Raw genomic sequence first — 12,968 nt, 5'->3', positions numbered from 1 at the left:
CCAGTAAATTGTTATAAAAACATGTTCATAGGCAGGAGGGTAAACCTAAAAATCAATTACTTTTTTCGATTATAAAACAACCATATAGACCTAAAAATCGCATGCGAAAGCCTCGATGCCAACCCATTCATGCAATCAATGCTGCTTGGCTTTTTTATTTGATCCCACAGGCAACTTCATGTTGAACATCGCCTGTTTACGGCGTTGACTTGGCCAAAAATCTGACAATAAATCGTTCACATGTTCGGGGAATTCCACCTGTGACCAAAGCTTTTCATGAAGCTCAGGCAAGGTGCTCGTATCCCCCACGGCTAACCATTGCGCAATGGCTTCTGCCACTTCAGGATATTTCACTCGCTGACTTTCTGAATGCGCTAACCATTGGCGGATCGCATTAATGTCCAAACTTTCCATGGTGCTTGTCAAACCAAGTATGTCTAACGTGGTGACATTGCTTTGCTGCTCAAACTGACCACTGAGAGGTTTAAGAAGTAATTTTTTGCCCAAAGATAAAGCTTCAGAGGGCAACTCAAAACCGCCGTTCGCAATCACGCCATCACAAGCGAATAAAGCCTGTTGAAATTCTGCTTTGCTTAATGGCCGAAGATCAACATTGCCATCTTGTGCCGCGTTCTGACAATCAGGATGGAAACAGATAAATGATGAAGAAAAGTGTCGCAAGGTGGTGAGAACACTGTCCAACCGTTCAAACGGTAAATACACCAATACCACGCCGCTTTTGGGATGTGAATCGTTCGGTTTCAAATCAATAATAGGCGGTAAAACGGGTTGGTTGAAGTGATACCAGTGAAGGCCGACATTGAGTTCAGTGGGCGCAAAAAAACGCATGATGGCTTTATCTATGAGGGTTTGCCCTTGCTTGGGCACGTCATAAAGAAACGCGGACTGATGGCTGATTGAAAGAGAAGGAACACCACGATGCTTGGCGGCATGCGCAGTGACAGGCTCGAAATCTGAAATCACCAAATCGTATTGCGTCACATCAAGCGAGCGCACTTCCTGCATAAACTGCCACAAATTATTGTTGAGCGCCGTTTTTACGTGATCAATTTTTCCGGCATGACTAAAGAAGGTGAATCCTCTTCGCACCATGTAATCACCAAACACTGCCATGTCGAAATACGCGGATTCGGCACGGCCAGAAAACAGAAACTGCACCTCGATGCTTGGCGTTTCAGCTAAGGCTTGTGCCATCGCCCGTGCACGGGAAATATGTCCATTGCCCGTTCCTTGTACGCCATAAAGAATTTTCATCACTGCTCTCTATTGTTATACGGGCTATCCCGCAAAATACACATACTCGGAAAAGCGCAATACCAATGACGCACACCCTAGCCCCAATAACGCGCCCACCAACACATCAGAAACGTAATGCACGCCAAGTAACACGCGTGAAGCACCGATACTGGCTGCCCATGTCCAATACACCGCGTTGTAATCAGGGTAAAAATGACTGAGAAGCGCTGCCATGAGAAACGCCGCTGACGTATGGCCTGATGGCATACTGTAAAGATCGGAAGGGATAATAAAAGCAGGGAGGTGCTGTGGCCTAGCTCGACGAAATAGACGCTTAAGCACCCTATAAACGGGTAACTCAATCGCAAATGCCTGCAAACCACAAACAAGAAACGAGACGCCTTTGTCGCCTGCTGTCAGTGCAAGCAAAGCACCGATAGCCAGATAAAGATGTCCGTCTCCACTTTTGGATACCCACCGAAACACACGTGCAATGTCGGCACTGAATCGGTGGCTTAAACAAAGGGTAGATACGGCCTGATCGACCCTTTGGAGGGTAACGAGACTGCGCATTCATCAACTCCATTTATTGACGTTACATAGTCAGCGTAGAGTTGCGCAGTGACAGTCCGGTTACGATTTGCAGACGACTGCGTGAATTTTATGCCATCACATTTATGTAGAAATGTGCGTATGCCGAAGCGAGTTATACCGAGCCGGGTGCATGTAATGGCTCATGCCGTTTCACTTTGCCAAAATCCGCCAAAATGGCGTAGGCCGCAGGGATCATAAACAACACCAGTAAGGTTGAGGTGAAAATACCGAACACAATCGAGATCACCAATGGCTTCACCACTTGTGCCTGCAAACTGGTTTCCAGCATTAAGGGTAACAGACCAGCCGCTGTCGTTAACGAGGTTAAGAACACCGCACGAAAACGCTCCTGACTGGCGCGAACCACGGCGCTGTAAACATCATCCCCTTCATCTAAATGATGACGAATGTATTGCACCAGCAAGATGGAGTCATTCACCACCACGCCAGCAAGAGACACAAAACCCATCATGCTTGGCATACTCAGAGGATGACCAAGCAACCAATGCCCCCAAAGCACACCAATCAGTGCCAGCGGAATCGCTATCAACACCACAAAAGGTTCAAGGTAACTGCGGAATTGGAAACTCAATATAACGAAGATGCCAAACAGACCAAGGGCAAAACCAATGCCCATTGAACGCCCTGTTTCTGCCGAGTCCTGACTTTGCCCTTCAAACAGCACGCGCAGCCCTGGATATTGGGTTTCCAAACCGGGCACAATTTCTTCTTTTAGGCGCGCTAATACATCACCAATGCTGACCTGACTTTGCACCACATCGCCAAACACACTCAAGGTGCGAAGCCCGTCAATACGCTGGATCCGCACATAATTGCGCTGATAATTCAGCTCTGCCACAGTCGATAAGGGGATCAAGCTGCCATCAGGCAAAACAATAGGAAAGTTAGTCAACCCTTGTAGACTGCTGGCATCGTCTTTGTCGAGTCGCACATCCACTTCAATCGACTCTGGCCCGACTTGAATTTCATCAGCGGTTTGTCCGAAGTACGCCGCGCGTAACTGCCGCGCAATCATTTGACCATTAATACCAAACGTTTCCGCGCCAGGGCGCAGCGTCACCTTCACTTCTTCTTTGCCTGGACGCATATCATCAAGCACACCGGACACGCCCTCAAACTGTCCGATAAATTGCTGGATTTGTACCGATGCTTGTTTCAATTCATCCAGATCGTCGTGTTGCAATCGAATATCAAAATCACGTCCTCCGGGACCCATGGCAGGTTGCTTGAACACCAAAGAAATCGGTGTGGTTAGCATGCCCGTCTCTTTTTCCCATTCCGCGGCGAAATCATCGATCAATGTTTCTCGCATTTCTGCGCTGAGCAAATCAATACGCACAGTGGCAATGTGCTGACCGCTTTCGTCGGCATCGGCGTTAAAATTGAACTGCTCGGTAATGTGTTCAATCAGCGGTTGTCCTTGCTCATTCTCTTCACTTAAGCGCTCACTCACCCGATTCGCAGATTCAATCAGCGTTGCCACAACCGATTCGGTTTGCGCCAAGGAAGACCCTGGCGGCAGGATCACTCGCGCTTCGGCAATATCACCATCCAGTTCGGGGAAACCCACAAAGCGCACGGCGCCGGAAGCCAGCAGGGCGAATGAAATCAATAGCATGGCAAGCACGCCACCGACAAATGCATAGCGCCATTCCACTGCTTTGGTGACAAGTACCGCTAATCTATTAGCACGAAAATGCTCGAATTTTTCTAAGAATTTTCGTTTGAACGCAAGATCAGGCTTAGGCTTGCCTGCCTTTGAGAGTGAATGTTGCAAGTGGTGCGGCAAGATAAGAAAGGCTTCAACAAGGCTGAGTGTTAAGACCAAGATCAGCACCATGGGCACGACGCGCAGCACAGCCCCCATTTCCCCTTGCAAGAAGATCAAGCTACCAAAGATACACACGGTGGTGAGATAGGAAGACACGACGCCGGGCAGCACCTTTTTCACCCCATTGACCACCGCATCTTCCAGCTTCTGCCCCCGATCAATATGGGATGCGATGGATTCGGAGATCACGATGGCGTCATCCATCATGATCCCTATCGCCATTAGCAACGCCACCAGCGACATGATGTTGATCGATAACCCAAGCTGCGCCATGAGAAAGAAGCTGCCAAGGAAGGCCACTGGAAGACCTGCCGCCACCCAAAATGAATAGCGAAACGAGAAGAACAGCCACATGACACCAAAGACCAAGATCACCCCTTGCCATGCGTTACGGGTCATCATGGTCAGACGATCCCAAAGCAGGGACGAGAAATCATTGGTGAGGTTTAAGGTGACACCCGCAGGCGCAATGGCTTGCTGATCGTCGACAAACTGCACCACTCTTTCTTTGATACGAAGGGCGTCATCGGCTTTGTTTTTGCTGATCTTAAGCAGTGCAGACGGCTTACCATCAAACCAGACTTTTTGTTCATCCAGTTCAAAACGTTCTGTTAGTGTGGCGATGTCTTGCAAGCGGATCACGCCACCCTCGCTGTCAGCCGCCACCACGATCTGACCGAGTGTTTCTGTAGCAATCCGTCGCTGATCAAAGCGGATCAACAAGCTTTTGTCGGCTAACTCAACATTGCCACTAGGGAGATTGATATTTTGAGCGCTGATCTGCGCGGCGATATCTTCCACACTCAAGCCCAGTTGGCGCATGGCACTTTCGCGTACTTCAATGCGTATTTGCTTGTCGGAAAACCCTGCCACGTTAACCAGTTGAACATCATATTGGTGCTTGAGTTTTTGCTTGAGATCTTCGGCATAGGCTTTTAGCCCGACCCAATCCGTTTCTGCCGCGATCGCAACATCAACAACAGGCTCATTCCAGTCCAACTCACGCACCACAGGTGGTTCAATATCACTGGGGAAGTTGTTCACGGCGTTGATCTGGGTTTGAATATCCACCAGCATGCGCGAGATATCAGCCTCGGCATTGAGTTTCACCACTAAACTCGCGGAGCCTTCCACCGCTTCACAGCGCGTTTCTTCGATATTGGAAAGCCCATCAACGGCTTCCTCCATCAACAGACAGATATTCTGCTCTACCTGCTCAGGGCTTGCTCCGGGATAAACCACATTGGCAAGAATGTAAGGCGGCGCAAATTCGGGGAAGGTTTCTCGTTTAAGTTTGGATAATGACGTCAGGCCCAACAAGATCAGCGTCAGCATCAGCAAATTGGCGGCTGTCGGATGTCGGGCGAAAAAACGAATCATACGTCGTCCTCTGTCGCTTTTTCACCGACACGGCTTTGCTCCATACTGTTTTCATCAACACGACTCTGTTCAATACCGCTTCGGTCAACGCTTTCGCCATCGACAGTGACGGCTTCCAGCGTCATTCCGGGCACAGCAGGCAGCAGATCGTTGATAACGATTTGCTGTCCTTGTTTCAGCGCGCCGTCGATCGCGACATGATTACCGCTGCGGAACACAATAGTCACAGGCAAGACGACAAGCTCGCCTTCTTCCATCACATAGATCTTATCGCCTCTGAGCGCTTGCTCGGGGATCACCCAATGGGAAACGGGTTGTCCTGAGATGCTGGCTTTAACAAACATGCCGTTGACCAGTGTCGGCATGGCAGCAATACCCGCATGCTTTTTATCACTCAGCGCGATTTCCAAAATCACACCTACAGTGGCCTGATTGAGGTTCACGGTATCGCTAATGCGCGCCACATTGGCGCCCCACTCACGGGTAAATGAGCCACTCGACAACGCCACACTGGCATCCAGTTGGTGGATCTTTTGTTCAAAACCGTTGCCGGTTGCATCAACCAAGGTGTCGAACACGGTTTGCATATCGTGAATAGAGACTTGTGCGTCCACTTCTACTGCTTCAAGGCCATGGGCAACCACCATCACTTGTTGAGGTGTCACCACTTGATCTTGCTCGATATTAACCTCCGCAATGCGGCTGTCGACCGGAAGTACGATTTGGGTTTTCTCCAAATTGCGCTCTGCCTGCTCAAGTGCCAATCGGCTAACATCCAATTCTGCCTGAGTGATCCGCTTTTCATCGGGCAGCACTTTTATCTGGCTTTGCAGATCTTGCACTCGCGCTTGTTGCGACAAGAAAGCTTGCTGCTCCGAATCCAGATCAGATTGGGACGTCAGCCCTTTCTTTCGCAGGTTTTTCTGGCGAGTGAGTTCATCTCGGCTCAAGGTAAGACGCCGAATTTCAATCGCGAGCGTGGCTTGCAAGTTGGTATCGTCGAGATCGAGCTTGGCGAGACGGGCTTCTTTTGCGCTCACATCAGCTTGTGCTTGCGCCACGGCAAGTTGGTAATCCGTCGGGTCAATACGAAGTAATTCCGTGCCAGCAGGCAGTACCTGCCCTTTTTGCAACGCCGGATTTCGGTAAATCACCTTACCATTCACTTCGGCGATAGCTTGCCACGTTAGTTTCGGTGTCACCCGACCAAACCCCGTCACTTTTGGGGCAATGTCTTGCTGTTTTAAGGTAATCACATCGACAGACCGCGCTTTAGATTGTGCGGGTTTCACGGGAATATCAGGACGCAAAGTAATGGCCATAAACAGCACCAACGCACCGATCGCCAAGGCGGGAAAGAAAAGCAGTTTTCGGCGCAGTGTCATGGTAAAAGACCTCCGTATCCAACAAAGTATCAGTACAAATCTCGTTATACCGATTCATGCACGAAGTAATACTACGTTGGAACATCCAGTATTTCTTTCAATTTACAAAACATTGCATTGCCAAATTATCAATTTGTGACAAGCCGAACTGTGGCAATCGTACCAGCGCCAACCGCGCTCCAAGCCAATGAGACGACGACAAACTCACGTCGTCGTATTCAACTAACGCTTTCGTCGTGAGATCACCCAAAACCCCAGTTAGTGAATAAAACCAATTTGACACATGAAAAGCAGTTTATTTCACCACAGTTAACAGTATGAATAACGCATTCTTGTTATTTTCTATTTTGATATTGACGCAATAGTAAATGGTTTGGTATTCATTTGTGCAGACCTTATTAGGAAGCTGTAAAAATGATGATGCGTATTTTCCTCCTAGACCTTCTACTCCTCGTGAGCTTTTCGCGCGGGTAGGTCATGGACTGAAGATAACATCCACCAAGACTTACGAAACCCGCGCCGAGTGCGCGGGTTTTTTTGTATTACCTGCCAGCGGTACGGATAACTAATATCACTATCAGTCAGTAGCTAAGAAACTGTCCACGATATGGGTATTCAACGGCAAGAGAGGGAACGACCATGAAAGACCGAGTCATCATATTTGACACTACCTTACGCGACGGCGAACAAGCGCTGTCAGCCAGCCTGACTGTAAAAGAGAAGTTGCAGATCGCACTGGCGCTCGAGCGTCTAGGTGTTGATGTGATTGAAGCTGGCTTTCCCGTTTCGAGTCCAGGCGATTTTGAATCGGTGCAGACCATTGCCAGAACGATCAAAAACAGCCGTATTTGTGGCTTGTCCCGTGCCGTGAATAAAGACATTGATGTCGCGGCAGAGTCGTTAAAAGCCGCTGAAGCGTTCCGCATCCATACGTTTCTTTCTACTTCTACCATTCACGTACAAGACAAATTGCGTCGCAGCTATGACCAAGTGGTCGAGATGGGTGTTAACGCCGTTAAACGTGCGCGTCGCTATACCGACGATGTCGAGTTCTCGTGTGAAGATGCAGGTCGCACCCCCATTGATAACTTGTGCCGCATGGTGGAAGAAGCCATCAAAGCAGGCGCAACCACGGTCAACATTCCTGACACTGTCGGCTACACCGTACCAGGTGAGTTTGGCGGTATTATCGAAACCCTGTTTAACCGCGTTCCTAACATCGACAAAGCCGTGATTTCAGTTCACTGCCATGACGACTTAGGCATGTCGGTTGCTAACTCAATTGCTGCAGTGCAAGCCGGTGCGCGTCAAATCGAAGGCACAATTAATGGTATTGGTGAGCGTGCAGGTAACTGCGCACTAGAAGAAATTGCCATGATCATCAAAACCCGCAGCGAATTGCTGGGCGTGGATACAGGCATCAACCATAGCGAGATTAGCCGTACCAGTAAGATGGTCAGCCAGCTTTGCAACATGCCGATTCAATCCAACAAAGCGATTGTGGGCACGAATGCCTTTAGCCACAGCTCAGGCATTCACCAAGATGGGATGATTAAAAACAAGAACACCTATGAAATCATGACCCCTCAGTCGATAGGTTTGGGCCAAAAAGCCTTGAACCTAACCAGTCGCTCTGGCCGCGCTGCCGTGAAGAACCACATGGACACCATGGGCTACAGCGATACTGAGTACGATTTGGATAATTTATATCAAGCATTTTTGAAGCTAGCCGACCGAAAAGGCCAAGTTTTCGATTATGACTTGGAAGCACTGATGTTCTTCAATAACCTGCAAGAAGAAGATGACTTCTACAAGTTGAAGTACCTGAGCGTGCAAAGTGGTAGTGTGAAAGCCACCGCGACCATCAGCTTGCAATGTGGCGACGAAGAAATTAGCGACGCTGCCATCGGCAACGGCCCAGTAGATTCTTTATATCAAGTTATCTACCGTATTACGGGTTACGAAATCGTGCTGGATAAGTTTGACCTGACCGCCAAAGGCGAAGGGGAAGATGGTTTAGGGCAAGCTGACATTATCGCCAATTATAAAGGCCGCAAGTATCACGGCACGGGCGTTTCAACAGATATTATTGAAGCATCGGGACAGGCGCTATTGCACGTCATCAACAGCATTTACCGCGCTAACCGCATTGCTCAAATTAAAGAACAAGCAACTTTGAAAACGGAGACAGTATAACCATGGCAGGTACGTATAAGATTGCCGTTCTACCGGGTGACGGTATTGGCCCAGAAGTGATGCAACAAGCCCATAAAGTGCTGGATGCTATCAGTGAAAAATTCGATATCACCTTTGATAAAAACGAGTTTGACGTCGGTGGCATTGCCATCGACAACCATGGTTCACCACTGCCAGATGCGACCTTAAAAGGCTGTGAAGCCGCAGACGCAGTACTGTTTGGTTCAGTCGGCGGCCCAAAATGGGAAAATCTGCCACCGAACGAGCAACCAGAGCGCGGCGCATTGCTGCCTTTGCGCAAGCATTTCCAACTGTTTTGTAATCTTCGCCCTGCGCAAATTCATGCAGGACTTGAAGCATTTTCTCCGCTGCGTGCTGATATCTCTGAGCGTGGTTTCGACATCGTGGTTGTACGTGAACTGACCGGTGGCATCTACTTTGGTCAGCCAAAAGGCCGCGAAGGCTCTGGCGCTGAAGAACGTGCATTTGATACAGAAGTTTACTATCGCTACGAAATCGAGCGTATTGCTCGCATCGCGTTTGAATCGGCGCGTCTTCGCCGCAAAAAAGTCATGTCTGTCGATAAGGCTAACGTCCTGCAAAGCTCGATTTTGTGGCGTGAAGTGGTCGAAGAAATCGCCAAAGACTACCCAGATGTTGAGCTGTCACACATCTACATCGACAACGCGACCATGCAGCTTATTAAAGACCCGTCGCAGTTTGATGTGATGCTTTGTTCGAACATCTTCGGTGACATCATTTCTGATGAGTGCGCGATGATCACCGGCTCCATGGGCATGTTGCCATCGGCCAGTCTCAACGACAGTCAGTTCGGCCTATTCGAACCAGCAGGCGGCAGCGCACCAGACATCGCCGGTAAAAACATTGCTAACCCTGTGGCACAGATTCTGTCTGCGGCATTGATGCTACGTTACAGCCTAGGTGAAGAAGACGCCGCGATTGCGATTGAAAACGCAGTGAGCAAGGCGCTAGAAGCGGGTGAATTGACCGCGGACCTGGCTGGTAACACAACTCCGCTGACGACGTCTGAAATGGGTGATAAAATCACCGCGTACGTCCGCGAAGCATAAAATAAGAAAGGATTCTTCCCGTCAGTCTTTGATCTCGTCGCCAACGCCGCGACGAGTCTCAAGACAACAGGGAAAATAAGGAAGAAGCAATGTCTGCAAAAACACTATACGAAAAAGTCTACGACGCCCATGTGGTGGTCGCAGCAGAAGGTGAAACCCCTTTGCTGTATATCGACCGCCACTTGGTGCATGAAGTCACCTCTCCGCAGGCATTTGATGGCTTGCGTGAAAAAGGCCGTCCGGTGCGTCAGGTGTCGAAAACTTTCGCCACCATGGACCACAACGTGTCTACCCAAACCAAAGACATCAATGCCTCTGGCGAAATGGCTAAGATCCAGATGGAAACCTTAGCGAAAAACTGCGAAGAGTTTGGCGTTACCCTTTACGATCTGAACCACCCGTATCAGGGCATCGTTCACGTGATCGGCCCTGAATTAGGTATTACCCTGCCAGGCACGACCATTGTTTGTGGCGACTCGCACACCGCGACCCATGGCGCATTTGGTTCATTGGCGTTTGGAATTGGCACCTCAGAAGTTGAGCATGTGCTGGCAACCCAAACCCTGAAGCAAGGCAGTGCCAAGACCATGAAAATCGAGGTCAAAGGCAAGGCCGCTGACGGCATAACGGCAAAAGACATCGTTCTCGCCATTATCGGCAAAGTCGGTCATGCCGGTGGTACGGGTTACGTGGTCGAATTCTGCGGTCAGGCAATTGAAGATTTGACCATGGAAGGCCGTATGACGGTCTGTAACATGGCGATTGAACTTGGCGCGAAAGCGGGTCTGGTTGCACCGGATCAAACGACCTTTGATTACCTGCAAGGTCGCAAGTTCTCCCCAACTGGCGAGAATTGGGATTCAGCGGTTGAATACTGGAAAACGCTGAAAACCGATGACGACGCCAAATTTGATGCCGTGGTGACACTCGATGCTGCCGACATCAACAACCAAGTAACGTGGGGCACGAACCCAGGCCAGGTCGTTGGTATCAATGGCGTAGTGCCAGCACCAGAAAGCTTCAACGATCCGATTGAGCGTCACTCTGCAGAGCGCGCGCTGAAATACATGGGCATTGAAGCCGGTCAGAAAATCACTGACATCACCATCGACAAAGTGTTTATCGGTTCTTGCACCAACTCACGCATTGAAGACATGCGCGCTGCTGCTGCTGTTGCCAAAGGCCGTCAGGTCGCACAAGGTGTTCAAGCATTAGTGGTTCCGGGTTCTGAGCAAGTGAAAGCGCAAGCAGAATCAGAAGGCTTGGATAAGATCTTTATCGAAGCAGGGTTTGAATGGCGTCTGCCAGGCTGCTCCATGTGTTTGGCGATGAACAACGACCGTTTAGGGCCAAAAGAGCGCTGCGCATCGACCAGCAACCGTAACTTCGAAGGCCGTCAGGGCCGCGAAGGTCGTACCCATCTGGTTAGCCCAGCCATGGCTGCTGCGGCTGCCGTTGCGGGTCACTTTGTTGACGTTAACAGCTTCGACATTACGAACGCATAAGGAATCACCATGTCAGGAATTAAACAACATACTGGTCTGGTGGCACCGCTGGACGCTGCTAACGTCGATACCGACGCTATCATTCCAAAACAGTTTTTGCAGAAAGTAAATCGTACCGGTTTTGGCAAACACCTGTTCCATGACTGGCGCTTTCTCGACGAAGCAGGCCTGCAAGACAACCCAGAATTTGTGCTGAATCAACCACGCTATAAAGGCGCAAGCGTGCTGTTAGCACGTGAAAACTTTGGCTGTGGCTCTTCCCGTGAGCACGCACCATGGGCTTTGGCCGACTTTGGCTTCCAAGTGATGATTTCTTCAAGCTTCGCGGATATTTTTTACGGTAACTCCATCAATAACCAAATGGTGCCCGTTACGCTGACAGAAGCAGAAGTCGATGAGCTGTTCGCGTTTGTAGCAGACAATGAAGGCGCAGAAATTTCGCTAGATTTGGAAGCGCAAACCGTCACAGCAGGCGATAAAGTCTATACGTTTGAAATCGACGATTTCCGCCGTCATTGCTTGCTGGAAGGACTAGATAGCATCGGTCTGACACTGCAGCACAGCGACAAAATCGCCGAATACGAAGCCAAGATCCCCGCTTTCTTAGTCTAAGATCTTATCGGTATAAATATGCTGCACTAAGAAACCGACCATGATAATGGTCGGTTTTTTTATGCGCTTCGTACTCATCAAAAAGAAAGAAAACTGCATTGACTCAGGTCTTTATACCTATCTGATTAAGTCAGCGGTCATCAATTTGCGCAGGAAAACCCCCTGACGCAGAGATTGCCGATGTTAACCAGCAAGAATGACGACACATTTATTCTCATTGGTATTACACACAACTATTTTGAGTTAGGGATAAAACATGCGTAAAACACTGTCTCTTGGCGTATCGCTATTCGCAATGTTGCTATTGCTTTCAAGTCAGGCATTTGCCGCCCCCCAAAGCGAGTTATGGCCAACTTGGGACAACAGTAACGAAAGCAATTCAGCCACGTTTGACCACAGTCAATGGCAACACCTCCTTGACCGCTATCTTACCGAGCAAGGCCAGCACACTTTGTTCAATTACGGCGCAGTGTCGTCGCAAGACAAAGCGGTACTGGAACAATACCTGACCGATTTAACCTCACTTGACCCGCGCAACTATCGTCAAAGCGAGCAATTTGCTTACTGGGTGAATCTGTATAATGCGCTGACAGTGAAAGTGATTCTCGATGAATATCCCATCAAATCCATCACCAAACTGGGTGGTTTCCTAAGCTTTGGCCCTTGGGATGACAAAGCCACCACTGTCGCAGGACAATCGCTGACGTTAAACGATATTGAGCACCGCATTCTTCGCCCTATTTGGAACGACTCCCGCATTCATTATGCCGTGAATTGCGCCAGCCTAGGTTGCCCAAACCTTGCCAAAACCGCCTTTACTGCAGAGAACACTGAGTCCTTACTTGATGCAGCGGCAACGCAATTCACCAACAGCGCAAAAGGCGCTAGCGTTGATGGCAACACCTTAACCTTGTCATCCATTTATGAATGGTATGGCGTTGATTTTGGTGACAATGAACAAGCCATTTTGAAGCAGATAGACGTGTATCGCGACGGGAAGCCACTAAAAGGCTGGTCGGGGAAAATCCAATACGATTACGACTGGTCGCTCAATAAGCCATAACAATGATTGGTAATCATCGCCTTGATGATTACA

General features: G+C 49.2%; 9 protein-coding genes. 5 read left to right on the top strand and 4 right to left on the bottom strand.

Annotation, left to right across the window (positions count from 1 at the left end; all coding sequences use genetic code 11):
- Positions 1 to 135: 135 nt before the first annotated feature.
- The 4 genes from AC3CIC_RS01740 to AC3CIC_RS01725 form a co-directional block, all read right to left on the bottom strand.
- A complete protein-coding gene (locus tag AC3CIC_RS01740; RefSeq protein ID WP_488515201.1) occupies positions 136 to 1,275 on the bottom strand; it encodes an MJ1255/VC2487 family glycosyltransferase in 1,140 nt (379 codons plus the stop codon).
- Positions 1,276 to 1,299: 24 nt separating this feature from the next.
- A complete protein-coding gene (locus AC3CIC_RS01735; protein ID WP_016959000.1) occupies positions 1,300 to 1,830 on the bottom strand; it encodes a phosphatase PAP2 family protein in 531 nt (176 codons plus the stop codon).
- Between the two features lie 133 nt (positions 1,831 to 1,963).
- Positions 1,964 to 5,083, bottom strand: a complete 3,120-nt coding sequence (locus AC3CIC_RS01730) for an efflux RND transporter permease subunit (RefSeq protein ID WP_488515200.1) — start codon at positions 5,081 to 5,083, stop codon at positions 1,964 to 1,966.
- Positions 5,080 to 6,468 (bottom strand): efflux RND transporter periplasmic adaptor subunit, encoded by a 1,389-nt coding sequence (locus tag AC3CIC_RS01725; protein WP_394212262.1) that lies wholly within the window; start codon positions 6,466 to 6,468, stop codon positions 5,080 to 5,082. The genes AC3CIC_RS01730 and AC3CIC_RS01725 overlap by 4 nt, the downstream gene beginning before the upstream one ends.
- Before the next feature lie 639 nt (positions 6,469 to 7,107).
- On the opposite strand from AC3CIC_RS01725, the gene leuA reads away from it, so the two are divergent.
- The 5 genes from leuA (at position 7,108) to AC3CIC_RS01700 (ending at position 12,935) form a co-directional block, all read left to right on the top strand.
- Positions 7,108 to 8,664 carry a 2-isopropylmalate synthase gene (leuA, locus tag AC3CIC_RS01720; RefSeq protein WP_016959003.1) on the top strand — a complete coding sequence of 519 codons (1,557 nt, stop codon included), beginning with the start codon at positions 7,108 to 7,110 and terminating at the stop codon, positions 8,662 to 8,664.
- A 2-nt stretch (positions 8,665 to 8,666) separates the two neighbouring features.
- The gene (leuB, locus tag AC3CIC_RS01715; RefSeq protein ID WP_488515199.1) at positions 8,667 to 9,755 is read left to right on the top strand and encodes a 3-isopropylmalate dehydrogenase; all 1,089 of its coding nucleotides are present in this window, start codon (positions 8,667 to 8,669) and stop codon (positions 9,753 to 9,755) included.
- 89 nt (positions 9,756 to 9,844) lie between these two features.
- Positions 9,845 to 11,260 (top strand): 3-isopropylmalate dehydratase large subunit, encoded by a 1,416-nt coding sequence (gene leuC, locus AC3CIC_RS01710; RefSeq protein ID WP_488515198.1) that lies wholly within the window; start codon positions 9,845 to 9,847, stop codon positions 11,258 to 11,260.
- Positions 11,261 to 11,269: 9 nt separating this feature from the next.
- Positions 11,270 to 11,872, top strand: a complete 603-nt coding sequence (gene leuD / locus AC3CIC_RS01705) for a 3-isopropylmalate dehydratase small subunit (protein WP_016959006.1) — start codon at positions 11,270 to 11,272, stop codon at positions 11,870 to 11,872.
- A 256-nt stretch (positions 11,873 to 12,128) separates the two neighbouring features.
- The gene (locus AC3CIC_RS01700; RefSeq protein WP_488515197.1) at positions 12,129 to 12,935 is read left to right on the top strand and encodes a DUF547 domain-containing protein; all 807 of its coding nucleotides are present in this window, start codon (positions 12,129 to 12,131) and stop codon (positions 12,933 to 12,935) included.
- Positions 12,936 to 12,968: the final 33 nt, after the last annotated feature.

This window comes from Enterovibrio sp. QJM3NY_24, assembly GCF_057786035.1.
The sequence above is the reverse complement of the archived record's forward strand: the minus strand, read 5'-3'. Positions and strand labels throughout refer to the sequence as shown.

What these genes read in the sequence shown, in the direction of transcription:
- AC3CIC_RS01740 (WP_488515201.1), bottom strand. Translation starts at nt 1,275, where the DNA reads ATGAAAATTCTTTATGGCGTACAAGGAACGGGCAATGGACATATTTCC.
- AC3CIC_RS01735 (WP_016959000.1), bottom strand. Translation starts at nt 1,830, where the DNA reads ATGCGCAGTCTCGTTACCCTCCAAAGGGTCGATCAGGCCGTATCTACC.
- AC3CIC_RS01730 (WP_488515200.1), bottom strand. Translation starts at nt 5,083, where the DNA reads ATGATTCGTTTTTTCGCCCGACATCCGACAGCCGCCAATTTGCTGATG.
- AC3CIC_RS01725 (WP_394212262.1), bottom strand. Translation starts at nt 6,468, where the DNA reads ATGACACTGCGCCGAAAACTGCTTTTCTTTCCCGCCTTGGCGATCGGT.
- leuA (WP_016959003.1), top strand. Translation starts at nt 7,108, where the DNA reads ATGAAAGACCGAGTCATCATATTTGACACTACCTTACGCGACGGCGAA.
- leuB (WP_488515199.1), top strand. Translation starts at nt 8,667, where the DNA reads ATGGCAGGTACGTATAAGATTGCCGTTCTACCGGGTGACGGTATTGGC.
- leuC (WP_488515198.1), top strand. Translation starts at nt 9,845, where the DNA reads ATGTCTGCAAAAACACTATACGAAAAAGTCTACGACGCCCATGTGGTG.
- leuD (WP_016959006.1), top strand. Translation starts at nt 11,270, where the DNA reads ATGTCAGGAATTAAACAACATACTGGTCTGGTGGCACCGCTGGACGCT.
- AC3CIC_RS01700 (WP_488515197.1), top strand. Translation starts at nt 12,129, where the DNA reads ATGCGTAAAACACTGTCTCTTGGCGTATCGCTATTCGCAATGTTGCTA.